This is a genomic window from Parabacteroides sp. MSK.9.14 (genome assembly GCF_019041495.1).
GTDB lineage: Bacteria > Bacteroidota > Bacteroidia > Bacteroidales > Tannerellaceae > Parabacteroides > Parabacteroides merdae.
In genome coordinates this window covers 57258-74814 of the sequence record NZ_JAHPXO010000006.1, presented here as the reverse complement: position 1 = coordinate 74814, position 17557 = coordinate 57258, and the positions used below count along the sequence as shown (strand labels likewise).

Sequence of the window (17557 nt, the reverse complement as noted above, 5' to 3'; positions counted from 1 at the left end):
AAATGCATGAGTATGAAGATTATATCTAATATTTTTTCGGTAATTTTACTGCTGGTATTGTTTTCCGGCTGTGGAAAAGATAATTTTGATGCGCCGGAATCCAAACTGGTTGGTAGAGTTACTTATCAGGGACAGGCTTTGAACTTGCGTGGAACCGGCGAAGCAGTCCAGTTGCAGTTGTATCAGGATGGTTATGAGAAGAATGATCCGATTTCTGTTTTTGTAGGACAAGATGGTACTTTCTCCGCTCTTTTGTTTGATGGTGAATATCGTTTGACGACAAGAGACGGGAACGGACCGTGGGTGAATAATCATGAGTCCGTAACCGTGAATTTGAAAGGACATACGGAAGTGAATCTGGAAGTTACTCCGTATTTTATGATTTCGAACGAACAATTGTCTGTTACGGGATCGGCAATGAACGCGTCGTTTATGATTAACAGGATTGTGCCGGATGCGAAGATCAGTCGGGTGATGTTGTTATTAAGCAAGACGCAATTTGCGGATGATGTCAACAACTTGTACCGTCAGGACTTCTCGGATGTCGTTCCCGGTAGCGTGAATCTTTCTGCCGATATTAGCGGTAATACCGAAATAGTAAAGGCAAAAGCCCTTTACGCTCGTGTCGGTGTTTTGGCTAACGGAGCGGATCAGGCTATCTATTCGCCAGTGGTTCGGTTGAAGTGATAAGGTTATTGCCGGATAGGATGCTTGAAAAACGGTTATCCTATCCGGTTTTGCGTATCAAGCTGATTTCATGTAGTTTTGATTGATATTTGAAAGTAAATGATTGATAATTGAAAATGTGATAGAAGGCGAAAGAATACCTTTGCACATGATTTATTATCAAGTCAGTTTGTGTTTAATTATATATATATTTATTAGAAATGAAGAAGGCCTTTCTGATACTATTGATTTGTTGCCAAGGGATACTGCTGAACGTGTCCTGCGGTTCAGGGAGTTTGTTTGAGCCGGATAAAAGGAACGCATTGCGCGCTCCTTCTTATCCGCTTATTTCCGTAGATCCATATACCAGCGTTTGGTCGTTTGCAGATGAATTGAATGCTGATGTGACCCGCCATTGGACCGGCAAGGAACAGGCCTTGTTGGGGGTAGTGGATGTGGATGGTGTTTCTTATCGTTTCATGGGAAAGGAAACACCGGAAGAGGGAGCATCGGTTCGTTTTGCGACTGCTGCCCGACAGTTGTCTGTGAATGTCCTTCCCACGCAAACTTATTATACATTTGAATGTGGTCCGGTTTTGCTCGATGTCGTTTTTACGGCTCCGTTATTGCTGGATGATTTGGATCGGATGTCCATGCCGGTCAATTATATTTCTTGGCAGGTTCGTTCGGCAGATCAAAAGAAGCATGAGGTACGGGTGAGTGTCGAAGCTTTTTCATCTTTGGCCGTCAACACGGAGGATCAGGCGGTCATGGTTGAGAGGGAGGTGGAAAACGGTATTTCTTATTTGAAGACAGGAACGGCTGAGCAGGCTGTTTTGTTACGCAAAGGGGATGATGTCCGTATTGACTGGGGTTATTTCTATTTGGCGGCACAAGTGGAAAAGGAGACGGTGATGGAGGTTGGCGATCGGAAACAACTTGTCTACAGCCATATTTTGGAGGCAGTGTCTTCTTCTCCGAAGGCCGGGTTCCTGATGGTGGGCTATGACGACTTGTATGCCATCCAGTATTTCAAGGATAACCGGATGGCGTATTGGAAACATAACGGTAAGAAAAATATCCGGCAGGCATTTGAAGAATCAGCGAAGGAATATCGTTCGGTTATGGAGCGCTGCCGTCATTTCGACACTCGTCTGATGGAAGACGCGGAAAAAGCCGGTGGAAAAGAATATGCAGAACTTTGTGCCATTGCTTACCGCCAGGCGGTGGCGGCCCACAAACTTATAGAAGATAAAGACGGGAATCTGTTGTTTCTTTCCAAGGAGAATTTTAGCAATGGTTCGATCGGTACGGTTGATGTGACGTATCCGTCTGCCCCCTTGTTCTTACTTTATAATCCGGAATTATTGAAAGGAATGCTGAATCCGATTTTCCATTACAGCGAAAGCGGACGATGGAACAAGCCTTTTGCCGCCCATGATGTCGGAACCTATCCTCATGCCAACGGGCAGACATATCCTTTCGATATGCCGGTCGAAGAATGTGGGAATATGTTGATTCTGACAACTGCCATCGCTCTGCGCGAAGGTAATGCGGATTATGCTCGTGAACATTGGAAGACGTTGGGTGTTTGGGCTAATTATTTGCTGAAAGAGGGACTTGATCCGGAAAATCAGTTGTGTACGGATGATTTTGCCGGACACCTGGCCCATAATGCAAACCTTTCGATAAAGGCGATCATAGGGATTGCCGGATATGGAAAGTTGGCCGAGATGTTGGGAGATAAGGAACAGGCTGTCAGGTATGTTTCAGCCGCTCGCGAGATGGCAGAGAAATGGGAGCGGATGGCTGATGATGGAGATCATTACCGGCTGACATTCGACCGGGAAAATACTTGGAGCCAGAAGTATAATCTGGTTTGGGATAGAGTTTTGGGCTTGCATATCTTTCCGGACAGGATCGCCCGGAAGGAGGTCGCTTTCTATTTGAGTCGGCAACAGCCGTTCGGCCTTCCGCTTGACAGCCGCAAGACCTATACCAAGATTGATTGGATTTTATGGACAGCGTGCTTGGCAGATACGCAGGAGGATTTCTCCCGTTTGTTATCACCCGCCTATAAATATGTGAATGAAACCGAACCTCGCGTACCCCTGACCGACTGGTATGAGGCTACCGACGGCCGGTCCATCAACATGCGTGCCCGTTCGGTAGTGGGGGGCTTTTTTATGAAGATGCTGGAAAAGCAGATGTATAAACCCTCTTTTCGTCCTGAGCCGGCGGAAGAACCAGTGGTGGAAGCCAAGAGCACTTATCGGAATCCGGTGATCGATTACAGTTTGCCTGATCCGACCATCATCAAAGCGGATGATGGCTATTTCTACTTGTATGCAACCGAAGATATCCGCAATACGCCGATCCATCGTTCACGCAACTTGGTGGACTGGGAGGAGATCGGAACGGCTTTCACGGAAGAAACACGTCCGACCTTCGAGCCGAAAGGAGGCTTATGGGCACCGGATATCAATTATATTAACGGACAATATGTATTGTATTATTCCATGTCCGTCTGGGGAGGTGAGTGGACCTGTGGGATCGGAGTTGCTACATCCGACAAACCGGAAGGGCCGTTCATTGACAAGGGACCGTTGTTCCGAAGCAAGACAATTCAAGTTCAAAATTCTATAGACCAATTTTTCATGGAGGATAACGGGAAAAAATACCTGTTTTGGGGTAGTTTCCGCGGTATCTATGGGATAGAGTTGTCGGGAGACGGCCTATCTGTTCGGGACGGAGCCAAAAAGAAACAGGTTGCCGGAACCGCCTACGAAGGTACTTACATCCATAAAAGGGGCGATTATTATTATTTGTTTGCCTCGATAGGGAGTTGTTGTGAGGGATTGAAAAGTACCTATACTACAGTTGTAGGCCGTTCTGACAGCCTGTTCGGCCCGTACACCGACAAACAGGGACGACCGATGATGGAAAATCATCACGAAGTTCTGATTCATGGAAATGATGCTTTTGTCGGTACAGGGCATAACTCGGAAATCGTTACGGACGACCGTGGGAACGACTGGGTTCTCTATCATGCCGTGAGCCGTGAACATCCTACCGGACGAGTCCTGATGTTGGATCGGATCCGTTGGAGAGATGGCTGGCCGGAAGTTGAAGGGGCAAGTCCTTCTTTAGAAGCGGAAGCTCCGGAGTTTATTAATTGAAAATTATAATCATTCACAAATCATAAAGTATAAATCATGAAAAAGACCTTATTTGTATGTTGTGCATTGGCACTGGCCTTGGGTGCACAGGCTCAATGGAAACCGGTAGGAGATAAGATCAAGACACCGTGGTCGGAACAGGTAAATCCGGCGAATGTCCTTCCTGAATATCCCCGTCCTCAGTTGGAACGTGGCGATTGGCAAAATCTGAACGGGGAATGGGAATATGCCATCAAACCGGTTGGCGATGTAGAACCGGCAACATTCGATGGTAAGATTTTGGTTCCTTTTGCTGTCGAATCCTCTCTGTCTGGCGTACAGAAAGAAGTTGGCGAAAACAGCGAATTATGGTATAAGCGTACTTTTTCCGTTCCTTCAGCCTGGAAAAATAAGGACATCATGTTAAATTTCGGTGCGGTGGATTGGAAAGCGGACGTGTTTGTAAACGACATCCTGATCGGTTCTCATAAAGGCGGTTTCACTCCGTTCTCCTTCAACATCACTCCGTATCTGACAGGAAAGAACAACCAGAAGCTGGTTGTCCGTGTATGGGATCCTAGTGATAAGGGATATCAACCGCGCGGTAAACAAACTTCCCGTCCGGAAGGCATTTGGTACACACCAGTAACCGGTATCTGGCAGACAGTATGGTTGGAACCGGTAGCTGCTGCCCATGTGACTTCGGTAAAGTCTATTTCCAATATTGACAATAATACGTTGAATGTGACGGTCGGAACTTCCTGCGACTGCAATTCCGGTATCGTAACCGTGAAGGTGTTGGACAAAGGCCAGGTTGTGGCTACGGCCAAAGGTGTTCAAGGAAAGGAATTGCGTTTGTCCGTACAAAACCCGACACTTTGGAGCCCGTCCAATCCTTATTTGTATGATATGACGGTTTCTTTGTCGAAAGACGGAAAGGTGCTGGATGAAGTAAAATCATATACGGCTTTCCGTAAGATTTCTTCTAAACGCGATGCTGCCGGCATTATGCGCATGCAGTTGAATAATCAGGATTTATTCCAGTTCGGCCCGCTGGACCAGGGATGGTGGCCTGACGGACTTTATACGGCTCCGACAGATGAAGCATTGTTGTTCGACATCAAGAAAACAAAAGACTGGGGCTTCAATATGATCCGTAAGCACGTGAAAGTGGAACCGGCACGCTGGTATTATCATTGCGATAAGGAAGGTATCTTGGTATGGCAGGATATGCCGAGCGGCGATCATGGCTCTTATATTTGGGATCACCATGTATATAACGGTGGAAAAGACAATGAACGTACACCTGAATCCAAGGCCAACTATTATCGTGAATGGAAAGAGATCATGGACCTTTGCATATCCAATCCTTCCGTAGTCGTTTGGGTTCCTTTCAACGAAGCATGGGGACAGTTTGAAACGGAAAAAGCGGCTGAATGGACAAAGACTTACGATCCTTCCCGTCTGGTGAACCCGGCAAGCGGCGGCAACCATCGTCCTTGCGGTGATATCTTGGATCTGCATAACTATCCGGCTCCCGATATGTTCCTGTTCGATCCGAAACGTGTGAATGTGTTGGGTGAATACGGTGGAATCGGCCTTCCGGTAGAAAACCATTTGTGGTGGAACAAACGCAACTGGGGATATGTGCAGTTTAAGAACAGCGACGAAGTGACGGCTGAATATGTCAAATACGCCAATATCCTGAAAGATTATGTGAAACGTGGTTTCTCTGCCGCTGTCTATACGCAGACAACTGATGTGGAAGGTGAAGTGAACGGTCTGATGACATACGACCGCAAAGTGATCAAGATCGACGAAGCTGCTGTAAAGAAAGCCAATCAGTCAGTTATTAACGAATTAAAGTAAAAGCATGAAACGGATTAGCATAGCTTTTTTATCTCTTTTTCTGTGCGTGGCCTCTGTCTGGTCTATGCCGCGTCCCGAATATCCCCGTCCGCAGTTCGAGCGGGCGGGTTGGGTCAACCTGAATGGGGAATGGACCTGCTCGTTTGATTTCGGCGGTTCAGGAATGGAACGCGAGTTTTATAAATCGAAAGGTTTTGACAAGAAGATCACTGTTCCCTTCTGCCCGGAAAGTAAATTGTCCGGTATCGGATATATGGACTTTATCAATCATTTCTGGTATCAGCGTCCGATCACGATCCCGCAGGAATGGAACGGAAAGAACATTCTGCTTAATTTCGGTGCGGTCTACTATAAATCGGAAGTCTATATCGACGGAGTTTTGGCTAACCGCCATTTCGGTGGGACTTCCTCGTTTGCCGTGGATATTACTTCTCTGGTAAAGCCAGGCCAGACACATAGTCTGGTTGTTTATGTGGAGAGCGACGTCCGTGGGGCCAAACAAGCAGCCGGCAAACAGAATCTGCAATACGCCTCTTATGGCTGCAACTACACCCGTACGACCGGTATCTGGCAGACGGTCTGGATGGAAGCGGTCCATCCGGAAGGATTGCAATCGGTTCAGCTTCTGACGGATATCGACCAGCAGCAATTGGTGGTTCGTCCCCGTTTCTATAAGGAAGCAGGTGGAAAATTGCAGGTGACATTGAAAGACAACGGCAAGGTGGTTGCCAGCCGGACGGTTTCGGCAAGCTCTCTGTCTTCTGTGGTCCTTCCGGTCAAGAAGATGAAAACTTGGAGTCCGGAAAGTCCTTTTCTCTACGATTTGGAGTACAAAGTATTGGATAAGAATGGAAATATAATTGATGAGGTCAATGGTTATGCCGGTATGCGCAAAGTGCATATCGAAGGCAATAAGATTTATCTGAACAATAAGCCTTACTACCAGCGCCTGGTGCTCGACCAAGGTTTCTATCCCGACGGCATCTGGACGGCTCCGAGTGACGAGGCGTTGAAACGGGATATCGAACTCTCTATGGAGGCGGGTTTCAATGGAGCACGCCTGCATCAGAAGGTTTTCGAAGAACGTTTCTATTATTGGGCGGATAAGATGGGTTATCTGACTTGGGGGGAAGCTTCCAGCTGGGGGATGGATTGTAACGATACGGAAACGGCTCGTAATTTCATTACCGAATGGAGTGAGATTGTGCAGCGCGACCGTAACCATCCGTCACTCCTGATCTGGACGCCGACCAACGAGGAGTTCTGGCCCGACCGTGTGCAATATCCGCGTTTGATGCACGACCTCTACAACCTGACGAAAATGATCGATCCGACGCGTCCTTTCCATGGGGCAAGCGGTGGAACGCATATCGCAACCGATATCTGGACCGTTCATAATTACGAACAGGACCCCGCCAAGTTGAAGGAGAAACTGTATAACGGTGGCAAACTGATGGAAGCTCCGAAATGGGAAATCCATCTGATGCCGATGAATATCGGTTACAACGGCCTGAAATATACCGACCAGTATGCTTTCCCGGAATACAAGAAGGACATGCCTTACTTGGTGGATGAGTTTGGCGGTATCAAATGGAATCCGTCGCAGCAGATGGAGAGCGCCCAGAATACATCCTGGGGATATGGCGAACCGCCTCGTTCCCTGGAAGAGTTCTATGCTCGTCTGGAAGGCCAGGTGGATGCTGTGCTCTCTCTCTCAAATGATATTTGGGGCTATTGCTATACGCAGCTTACGGATGTGGAACAGGAGCAAAACGGTATTTATTATTACGACCGTACCCCTAAGTTCGACATGAAGCGTATCCACACCATTTTCAGTAAGACACCAGAATCAAAATAATAACGGACTAAAAATCAATTAGGGGGCAGGGAATATCCTTGTCCCCTAATTTTTTTTGTGCCTATTCGGAGCGTTGTTTCTCAAAGTGGTAAGGAAAATGCAAAATGATCCTATCCGGACTCTGCCCGTTCTCAAGAAGCAACTGATCCGGAACATACCATAAACTATCTCGGAAGTCATAGTAAACTAATTCAAGGCATATAGCATATTATTTATATGTAGTACTACTTATCACGAATACGTAGTACTATCTATCATCAATTGGTAGTACTACATATGGGCAATTGGTAGTGACTGCCAATAGATACTTTGCTATATGTTATCATTTAGTTCTTGAGGTGTTTGGAGTTAGTTGATGGCATGAAACGAGTTAGTGTACCGGTTATCTGCAGACCGATGTCATTTTAGTCATTTGTCCAGCCATGTTTTGATACGTTTGTTCATTGGCTTTTCAAAATAGTAGTAGGAAAGCAAACATATTATAATCGGTTTTCTTTCTCCTTGGTTTTATAGGCTTTTCTTAACACTCTGCGGGGGAGGAGCCGTATTGTTTAAATCAATTATAATCTGTAACTTTGCCGGATAAACAGAATTTGTAATGAAATATAATACAGAAGAAAAGAAATTGGTTATGCCCGAATATGGACGCAATATACAGAATATGGTGGACTATTGCATTACCATTCAGGACAGGGAAGAACGTAAACGCTGTGCAGACACAATAATCAACATCATGGGAAACATGTTTCCCCATTTACGCGATGTAAACGACTTCAAACATATTCTCTGGGATCACCTGGCTATCATGGCCGACTTCAAATTGGATATCGATTATCCGTACGAGATCGTAAAGAAAGAAGACCTTTACTCACGTCCTCCGCGTATACCTTATAACAATTCGCGTATACGTTATCGTCATTACGGCAAGACGCTTGAGAAAATGATCCAGAAAGCAACCGAATTCGAACCGGGTGTGGAAAAGGACCAGTTGATTAAATTGCTGGCTACCCAAATGAAGAAATCGTTCCTTACCTGGAACAAGGAATCCGTAGACGATCGGAAGATATTCAAAGACCTCGACGAATTGTCGGAAGGTCAGATCATCTTGGATGAAGAGGTACATAAGCTGGCGGAAAGCCGTGATATACTCGCTCGCAACAATACGAACAACAAGAAAAACTATTCACGTAAAGGCCGATGAGTTCATTTGTCATAGAAGGCGGTTACCGGTTGTCCGGTGAGATTGTTCCGCAGGGCGCAAAGAATGAAGCCTTGCAGGTCATTTGTGCAACATTGCTTACGCCGGAAAAAGTGACAATCCATAATGTACCGGATATCCTGGATGTGAATAACCTGATACAACTCCTGCGCGACATGCAGGTGAAGGTGGAGCATCCGGCTGCCGATACCTATACATTTCAGGCCGATGCTGTCGACTTGAACTATCTGGAAACGGACGAGTTTTTGCGTAAAAGCGGTTCCTTGCGCGGTTCGGTGATGATAGTCGGTCCTCTGGTTGCCCGTTTTGGCAAGGCTTTGATCCCTAAGCCGGGAGGCGATAAGATCGGACGCCGTCGTCTGGATACTCACTTTGTCGGTATTCAGAAGCTGGGGGCTTGCTTCAGTTATGATCCTGACCGCCAGCTCTACGAAATAGAGGCGAAGAAGCTGAAAGGCGCCTATATGCTGCTTGATGAAGCTTCAGTGACCGGTACGGCCAATATCTTGATGGCGGCCGTGCTTGCAGAAGGAAAAACAACGATTTATAATGCCGCTTGCGAACCTTATCTGCAACAACTTTCTTCCATGCTGAATCGTATGGGAGCCCGTATTTCGGGTGTCGGCTCCAATTTGCTGACAATAGAAGGGGTTGAGGCGTTGGGTGGCACTACACATACGATCTTGCCGGATATGATCGAAGTAGGCAGTTTTATCGGAATGGCTGCTATGACCGGTTCCGACATCACGATCAAAAATACAGGCTATGATATGTTGGGGATTATTCCCGATTCATTCCGTCGTCTGGGAATTACGGTCGAACAAATCGGTGACGATATCCATGTCCCGACACACGATTCTTATCAGATCGAGACGTTTATCGACGGCTCTATTATGACGATTGCCGATGCTCCCTGGCCGGGACTGACGCCGGACTTGCTGAGTGTCTTCCTCGTTGTGGCGACGCAGGCTGTCGGCAGTGTGCTGATCCATCAGAAGATGTTCGAAAGCCGTCTCTTCTTTGTCGACAAACTGATCGACATGGGAGCGCAGATCATTCTTTGCGATCCGCACAGGGCGACTGTGATTGGGTTGGGCAATCGTTTCAAACTGCGTGGTTCCAATATGGTTTCTCCGGATATTCGTGCCGGCATTGCTTTGCTGATTGCGGCGATGAGTGCCGAAGGTACCAGCCATATCCATAATATCGACCAGATAGACCGTGGATATCAGAATATTGACAAACGGTTGAACGGCATCGGGGCGCGTATTACCCGACTTTAAACATTCTTGTCATGATTAAGAAAGAAGATGTTTTCAAGATAGGACAGTTTGCCAAACCTCACGGCATAAAGGGGGAGATCGCGCTGGTTACAAACAGCGATGTTTTTGACGATTCGGACGATCCGTATATTATATGTGAGATGGATGGGATCCTGGTCCCTTTTTTCATCGAGGAGTATCGCTATAAGACGGATACCGTTATCCTTCTGAAGTTGAAGAATGTGGACGATGAGAAAGCGGCCCGTGAATTTTCCAACCGCGAAGTCTTTTATTCGCTCGATGAAGTGGACAGGGATGACTTGGTGGGAGATATGACATGGGATAGCTTTATCGGTTATCGGGTCATAGACGAACATCATGGCGAAATTGGCGAGATTACTGATGTCGACGAGTCAACCATCAATGTCCTTTTGCAGATCGACCATAACGGCGAAGAACTGTTGTTGCCTGCTGCCAAGGAACTGATCTTGTCTGCCGATCATGAGAATAAGACGCTGGCCGTTTCCATCCCGGAAGGTCTGTTGGATTTATGAAATTGACGAATACACATGGCACAAAAGCAAAGACGAACAAATAAGAAATCATTCTGGCACCGGATTAGGTTTAAATACAAACTGTCTTTCTTCAATGAAGGAACGCTGGAGGAAGTATGGTCTTTCCGGTTGTCACAGCTTTCCGCATTTGCGATGTTGGCCTTGTTTGCTTTCTTGCTGATCGCTTTTACTGCCTTTATCATTATTAAGACACCGATACGGAACTATCTGCCGGGTTATCTGGATGTGGAAGTTCGTAAGGAGATCATGCAGAATGCCTTGCGTGCCGATTCGTTGGAAAGGATGATCCAGATACAATCTCTTTATCTGAATAATGTGGCAGGTATTCTGTCGGGGACGATGCCGATCGATTCGATTCGAGAGATCGATTCGCTGGCACGAGTGAACCCTGACTATGAGATTCCTCAAACAAAGGAGGAAAAGAAGTTTGTAAAGGATTTTGAAGAGGCGGAGAAATACAACTTGGCTGTCCTGGACCCGAATCCGGTTCCTACTGACGGTGTCTTTTTCTACAAGCCTGTAGATGGAGTGGTTTCTTCTCATTATAATGCCAATATCCGGCATTATGGTGTCGACTTGGTTGCAGCCCCGAAGGAAAGCGTGCTGGCTACGTTGGATGGCACGGTGGTCTTTGCTGGCTTCGATCCGAACTCCGGGAATGTGATACAGGTGCAGCATAGGAATGGTTTTTTATCTATTTATAAACATAACGAATTATTGCTGAAAGAGGTGGGCGACCGCGTCGTCGCGGGAGAGGCCATTGCTCTGGTAGGCAATACGGGGAAATTGTCGACCGGTCCCCATCTCCATTTCGAGTTGTGGTATAAAGGTGGCCCAGTCAATCCCGAAGAATATATAGCATTTTAATACGCATGAAAAGAAACTTGGCCATATTAGGTTCTACAGGTTCTATCGGAACGCAGGCTTTGGAAGTAGTCAGCGAACATCCTGACCTTTTTGAAGTATATGCTCTTACTGCCAATAATCAGGTGGATCTGCTGATTAATCAGGCACGTAAATATATGCCTGAAGTGGTGGTAATCGCCAACGAGCAGAAATATCCCGAACTGAAGGAGGCATTGGAAGACCTTCCCATCAAGGTATGGGCGGGTTCGGATGCCATTGCCCAGGTCGTCCAGTCGGAACCGATCGATATGGTGCTGACGGCAATGGTGGGATATGCGGGGCTGAAACCGACGATCGCAGCGATCAAAGCCGGTAAGGTGATCGCGTTGGCAAACAAAGAGACGTTGGTGGTGGCCGGCGAACTGATCACAGCTTTGGCTGTCGAGCACAAAGTGCCGATCCTGCCTGTAGACTCTGAACATTCTGCCATTTTCCAGTGTTTAGCGGGAGAGTGGGAGAACCCAGTGGAAAAGATATTGCTGACGGCTTCCGGCGGTCCTTTCCGTACCAAGACAATGGAGGAACTGGCTGTCGTGACCAAGGCACAGGCGTTGAAGCATCCCAACTGGAGTATGGGGGCGAAAATCACGATCGACTCGGCGTCGATGATGAACAAGGGGTTCGAGATGATAGAGGCGAAGTGGCTGTTCGGGGTTACGCCGGAACAGATACAGGTCGTGGTGCATCCGCAGTCGGTGATCCATTCGATGGTTCAGTTTGAAGATGGTGCGGTGATCGCCCAGTTGGGGATTCCCGACATGAAACTTCCGATCAGCTATGCTTTCTCATATCCCAAGCGGTTGCACAGTAAAGCACCCCGTTTGGACTTCACTCAATATGCGACGCTTACTTTCGAGGAGCCGGATATGGAACGTTTCCGTAACTTGGCGTTTGCGTTCGATGCAGTCAGGAAAGGTGGTAATATGCCTTGTATCTTGAATGCTGCCAACGAAGTAGTGGTCGCTGCTTTCCTGCGTGACGAGATCGGCTTCTTGCAGATGAGCGACGTGATTGAAAAAACAATGGCGAAAGCCACTTTCATCTCTGTCCCTACCTACGAAGATTATGTGGCGACGGATGCGGAGGCGAGAAAAATTGCGGAGCAATTTTTTAATTGATAGTTAGGAGAGAAAATATTATAAAGAAAGATAATAGATAATAATTAAGAACAAGACGATTGAGGATGGACAAGGGACAAGAAGAAGTATGAAGGTATTTAATTGTCAATTGTTCATTGTCAATTGTCAAGAGACAAAGTATGGAGACATTTTTAGTTAAGGCTCTACAGCTCATTTTGAGTTTATCGATATTGGTGTTGGTCCACGAATTCGGACATTTTATCTTTGCCCGTATCTTTAAGGTTCGGGTGGAGAAATTTTACCTTTTCTTTGACCCGTGGTTCTCGATTTTCAAGTTTAAGCCTAAAAACAGTGATACGGAGTATGGTGTCGGCTGGCTTCCTTTGGGAGGTTATTGCAAGATATCCGGTATGATCGATGAGAGTATGGACAAGGAGGCGATGGCACAGCCGCCGAAACCTTATGAGTTCCGTTCTAAGCCTGCCGGACAACGGTTGATGATCATGGTTGCCGGTGTGTTGTTTAACTTTTTGTTGGCGCTGTTTATTTATTCGATGGTGTTGTTCACTTGGGGGGATACGTTCCTGCCGTTGAAAAATGTGAAGGCGGGTATGGATTATAGTGAGACTTTCCATAACGTTGGATTCCAGGATGGCGATATCTTGCTGAAAGCGGACGATACGGAGTTGGAGCGTTTCGGAGAGGATTGTTTCCGCCGTGTACTCAATGCACAGACCGTAACGGTTTTGCGTGGTGGTGTTGAAACGGTAATTCCCATCCCTGAAGATATGGCACAGCGCGTTATGCGGGATAAGAAAGGATTTGCCTCCTATCGTTTCCCGATGGTCGTGCGCGAATTGGGTAAGACGGAAAGTGGCGAATCACCTGCCGCAGTTGCCGGTTTGCAACCGGGAGACAGTATCGTTTCTATTAATGGCATCGTAACCCCTTCTTTCTATGAGGTAGGTGAAGTGCTTGCACAAAATAAGGATAAGGATGTATTGGTCGGTTTTTATCGTGCCGGTATCCCGCAGACATTGACACTGCATACGGATACGGCTGGGAAAATGGGTATTTATTCTGTTTCGCCTTTTGATATGTATCAGACGGTGACTCGTAAATATGGTTTCTTCGAATCTTTCCCTGCCGGTGTTATGTTAGGTGTGAACACTCTGAAAGGGTATGTCAGCGACATGAAATATGTCTTTACGAAAGAAGGAGCTTCCAGCCTGGGAGGGTTCGGTACGATCGGCAGTCTGTTCCCGGCGGAATGGGATTGGCATTCGTTCTGGATGAAAACGGCTTTCCTTTCTATCATCCTCGCCTTTATGAATATTCTGCCGATTCCGGCTTTGGACGGCGGGCATGTGATGTTCCTGCTCTATGAAGTGATTGCACGCCGCAAGCCGAGTGACAAATTCCTCGAATATGCACAAGTTACCGGGATGTTCCTGTTGTTTGCTTTACTGATCTATGCGAACGGAAACGACATTTTCAGGTTCTTCTTCAAGTAGTGAAGTAAATGATATATGAATAAACAGCCGCTTATCATTCTTTTAACAGAGATGGATAAGCGGCTGTTCTTGTAAAGAGACGTTTGTTTAAGCTGAGGCATCATTCAAAACACCGGTGTTTTGAAAAGGAGGGGTAGAGGGAGCTTAGAACAGGCTGCTGATATCTATGTCTGCCACTCCTGCCGTTGCTTCCGGAAGTGTGATAAGGGCAGTTTCTGGAAATTCCTTTTCCAGATATTGGGTGAGGTATTCCAGGGTGTTGGCGGTTATCAGTTCGTCTGTAGGCGGATAAAGATTGTAAACAACCGTTCGGACCGGAATTCCGTATTGTTTGCAGGCGTAGAGACTTAATAATGTATGGTTGATGCTACCTAATTTGCCGGATGTCACCAGGATAACCGGGTATCCTTGCTCTTTTACATAATCGATGGCGAGCGAATGAAAATCGTTCGGAACCATCAATCCGCCCGCACCTTCCAGCAAGACGTACTCATATTTCTCTTGTAGGCGGCGGGTTGCCTCGGTGATGACGGACAGATCGATTGTCTTCCCGTCTTTCTCCGCAGCCATGTGGGGAGAGCAGGGATAGGTGAAGATGTAGGGGCAAGTTAATCCGGCTTTATCCTCTTCGGTGAAAGGGATTCCCTGTATTTTCCGGTGCATTTCGATATCTTCCGAGACTTCTGTGCAACCCGTTTGAATCATTTTCTGGGTGATGACTTTTTTCCCTTTTTCAGCCAATGCGCATGCAATCATGCCGGTGGCGAAAGTTTTACCGATATTGGTATCGATTCCTGTAATAAATAAGACTGTTCCTTTCATATCCTTTTTTATTTTTTGGTTGCTAATATATAAAACGGGCGGTATGTGAGTGTCACTTGACCGTCGGTTGTCGCGAACTGTTCCACATATTGCCGGCAGAATGATTCCTGCCGGCCTTTTGTCCAACAGCCGTTTCCGGTCGCTGTGACGCCCGTTGCTTTGAGGTGTCTCAGTACGTCCAGTGGGGTTTTGAAGGTAAGGACGATCGTATCCTCTTCCTGATGCAGCAGATTGAAATCTGCTGTGGATAGCCATCCTACAAGTGTATCGGAGGTTGGGTACACAAGTCCTTTTCCTGTCAGTTTTTTGATCTCATGCAGGTTGCCGGGGACAAAAGTGCTGAACAGGAGTAATCCTTGCTGCATCAGCAGTCCCGACAGTTTATGGAGAAATGTTTCCGGTTCTTTCATCCACTGGAAAACAGAGGCGGATGCAATCAGGTCAAACTTGCCGGGAAAGGATAGTGTTTCGGCATCCCCAGCTATGAAGCGGGGAGGAGAACCTGGGAAGAGCTGCTCTATCTTTTCCTGGCAGTCCTCGCAAAGATCATTCAGTATCCATTCGTCAATATGGCATTGTTGTTTCAGCACTCCGGTGAATCCGCCCGTGCCACAGCCAATTTCCAGCATCCGTTTGTAACGGATATTCGCCTGATGAGGGAGGAGAGAAGCGAGTTTCCGACTGATACGGTGTTGGGCATCGGCATGGTTGTCGTAGCTGGACAAAGCACGTGTAAAGCGGATATGTATCTGTTTAGCTTCTATTGCTTCCATATTTCGTTCCATTGTTTCCATAAATAAAAAGGATAGTGCGGAGCTTCTATCTCGGTTATAGGACAACGGCCTTGCCAGAAGGCACGCAGATTCTCGGTAGGAAAGATCCGGTCTTTGGAGGAGATGAGAGCCTGTGTCCATCCGTTAAACAAGGCGGAAGCTGGTGATGCTTTCTTTATTTCGGCGTACAGGTACTCCAATTCTTCCCGGATGTCGGCGAGCGGACGAGGCGGTATCTGCTCGTAGGCTTGCAGAATATCCCGTTTGCCGCACATGCGCCGGTTGAAGCGTCGCATGCCTTCTTCGGTTACGTTATCCAATGTTCCCCGGAAGATCGTTTCCGGGATACCCCACCGGTCATGAACGGGGCAGGGAGTCCCGTTGACGGCAATGGCTTCGGTGAAAGATACAGGCTTTTTACCAAACATGACCGAAGCGGCCCATACACCTAATGACCAAGCTACCAGTCGGATTTTCCGGTATCCGGAAAGGGCTTCTCCTTCAAAATCCATTCCCCGGTAGTCATAGCAAATCCAAAGATCCGTATCCGGTTCCGTTTCCAGCTGCCGGAATACTTCAGGAGAAGCTGCCCAGCCTGAAAAGATGAGAAGAAGTTGGCTGTTGCCTGTTTTTGTTTGTTTATATATGTTCATGCTTTTGATTTATGAATTTTGATTTATGAATGGTGAATTATATTTGTGTGTTTTGATATAAATCATAATTCATTAATCATAAATCGGATCTCCTCTTCAGTTATGTCGGCTGTTAATGAGAAGCGTATCCGCGCTGTCCCTTTGGGGACTGTGGGAGGGCGGACGGGGAGGCAGTAAAAGCCTTTCCGTTGCAGGTAGAGGCTTGTCTGGATACAGTCTTCGTTTTCTCCAATAATGAAGGGAATGATGTGGCTTGCCGATATTTCTCCCCCTTTCCCTTTCAAGGCCTCTGAAAGCAAGTGGCTGGTAACGGCCAGACGATGCCGTTCGTCGGTAAAGCTGGGAAGTCTCTCAAACAGAAACTTTGTCCAGGCGATTTGAGCAGGTGGGAGTGCCGTGCTGAATATCAGAGGGCGCATCGTATTGATCAGATATTCCCTAACCGTCTGGCTGCACAACAGATAGGCTCCCATTGATCCCAAAGCCTTTCCGAAGGTACCGACCAAGAGATCTATATCGCGGATGCAATCCTGCTCTTCGGCGACCCCCAAGCCGTTTTCCCCTCTTACACCGATAGCATGCGCCTCGTCTACATAAAGCCATACATTCGGATATCTTTTCTTTAAGGATACCAGCCGGCCGAGATCGGCGATATCTCCATCCATGCTGAAAATACTTTCCGTGACGATAATAATTTGCTCGTATACATGTACGTATTTAGCCAATAGCTGTTCCAGATGCTCATAATCGTTGTGACGGTAACGTTGGTAAGGTGCGCCGCTCAGCAGAATCCCGTCGATGATACTCGCATGTACCAGTTTGTCCGCCAGGATCAACGACTGTTTATCCGTCAAGGCGGGAAGTATTCCGGTATTGGCATGGTAACCGCTGTTGAACAGCAGGGCGGCTTCGCGTCCGAAGCGGTTGGCCATCAGTTCTTCCAGCTCGGTATAGACCATGAAATTCCCAGTCAGTAACCGGGATGAAGAAGAAGAGAACGGCAGGCCGCTTTCCTGCAACTGTTCGATAAACTCGTCCCGCAGATCCTGCCGGGACGAGAGTCCGAGGTAGTCGTTGGAAGATAGGTTGAGCATTGTCTGCCCCTCTTTTTCGATCCATTTGCCACGATGGACGATATCAGGAAGACTGCGCAGATTACCGGAAGCCCTTAGTTTCTCCAATATGTCGTTATAATCTTTCATC

Annotated in this window: 14 protein-coding genes; 10 read left to right on the top strand and 4 right to left on the bottom strand. The window is 47.1% G+C overall.

What is annotated here, in order from left to right:
* The first annotated feature begins 12 nt into the window (after window positions 1-12).
* From KTG12_RS05005 to rseP, 10 genes are all read left to right on the top strand, one after another.
* Entirely contained in the window at window positions 13-687 is a 675-nt protein-coding gene (locus KTG12_RS05005) for a DUF3823 domain-containing protein (RefSeq protein ID WP_005648397.1), read from the top strand.
* A gap of 200 nt (window positions 688-887) precedes the next feature.
* Window positions 888-3845: a glutaminase domain-containing protein gene (locus KTG12_RS05000; protein WP_005641375.1), complete on the top strand. Its 2958-nt coding sequence runs from the start codon at window positions 888-890 to the stop codon at window positions 3843-3845.
* A 36-nt stretch (window positions 3846-3881) separates the two neighbouring features.
* Window positions 3882-5693, top strand: a complete 1812-nt coding sequence (locus KTG12_RS04995; RefSeq protein WP_005648394.1) for a glycoside hydrolase family 2 protein — start codon at window positions 3882-3884, stop codon at window positions 5691-5693.
* Between the two features lie 4 nt (window positions 5694-5697).
* On the top strand, window positions 5698-7551 hold the full coding sequence (locus KTG12_RS04990; protein ID WP_122131920.1) for a glycoside hydrolase family 2 protein: 1854 nt from the start codon (window positions 5698-5700) through the stop codon (window positions 7549-7551).
* 598 nt (window positions 7552-8149) lie between these two features.
* Window positions 8150-8752, top strand: a complete 603-nt coding sequence (locus KTG12_RS04985; RefSeq protein WP_005641367.1) for a DUF4290 domain-containing protein — start codon at window positions 8150-8152, stop codon at window positions 8750-8752.
* Window positions 8749-10053 carry a UDP-N-acetylglucosamine 1-carboxyvinyltransferase gene (gene murA, locus KTG12_RS04980; protein ID WP_005641366.1) on the top strand — a complete coding sequence of 435 codons (1305 nt, stop codon included), beginning with the start codon at window positions 8749-8751 and terminating at the stop codon, window positions 10051-10053. Before KTG12_RS04985 ends, murA begins: the two co-directional genes overlap by 4 nt.
* Window positions 10054-10064: 11 nt before the next feature.
* On the top strand, window positions 10065-10586 hold the full coding sequence (gene rimM / locus KTG12_RS04975) for a ribosome maturation factor RimM (protein WP_155144098.1): 522 nt from the start codon (window positions 10065-10067) through the stop codon (window positions 10584-10586).
* A 15-nt stretch (window positions 10587-10601) separates the two neighbouring features.
* The gene (locus KTG12_RS04970) at window positions 10602-11474 is read left to right on the top strand and encodes a M23 family metallopeptidase (protein WP_005641364.1); all 873 of its coding nucleotides are present in this window, start codon (window positions 10602-10604) and stop codon (window positions 11472-11474) included.
* Window positions 11475-11479: 5 nt separating this feature from the next.
* Complete coding sequence (locus KTG12_RS04965; protein WP_155144100.1) at window positions 11480-12631, top strand: 1-deoxy-D-xylulose-5-phosphate reductoisomerase; 1152 nt, start codon at window positions 11480-11482, stop codon at window positions 12629-12631.
* A 140-nt stretch (window positions 12632-12771) separates the two neighbouring features.
* Window positions 12772-14106 (top strand): RIP metalloprotease RseP, encoded by a 1335-nt coding sequence (rseP, locus tag KTG12_RS04960; RefSeq protein WP_005641362.1) that lies wholly within the window; start codon window positions 12772-12774, stop codon window positions 14104-14106.
* Between the two features lie 144 nt (window positions 14107-14250).
* Here rseP and bioD read toward each other — a convergent pair whose 3' ends face one another.
* From bioD to KTG12_RS04940, 4 genes are all read right to left on the bottom strand, one after another.
* Window positions 14251-14928, bottom strand: a complete 678-nt coding sequence (gene bioD, locus KTG12_RS04955; protein WP_005641361.1) for a dethiobiotin synthase — start codon at window positions 14926-14928, stop codon at window positions 14251-14253.
* Between the two features lie 8 nt (window positions 14929-14936).
* Window positions 14937-15701: a malonyl-ACP O-methyltransferase BioC gene (gene bioC, locus KTG12_RS04950; RefSeq protein WP_138272918.1), complete on the bottom strand. Its 765-nt coding sequence runs from the start codon at window positions 15699-15701 to the stop codon at window positions 14937-14939.
* Window positions 15689-16354 (bottom strand): DUF452 family protein, encoded by a 666-nt coding sequence (locus KTG12_RS04945; protein WP_022322334.1) that lies wholly within the window; start codon window positions 16352-16354, stop codon window positions 15689-15691. The genes bioC and KTG12_RS04945 overlap by 13 nt, the downstream gene beginning before the upstream one ends.
* A 62-nt stretch (window positions 16355-16416) precedes the next feature.
* Window positions 16417-17556, bottom strand: coding sequence for an 8-amino-7-oxononanoate synthase (locus KTG12_RS04940; RefSeq protein ID WP_138272919.1), 1140 nt, complete (start codon window positions 17554-17556; stop codon window positions 16417-16419).
* Window position 17557: the final 1 nt, after the last annotated feature.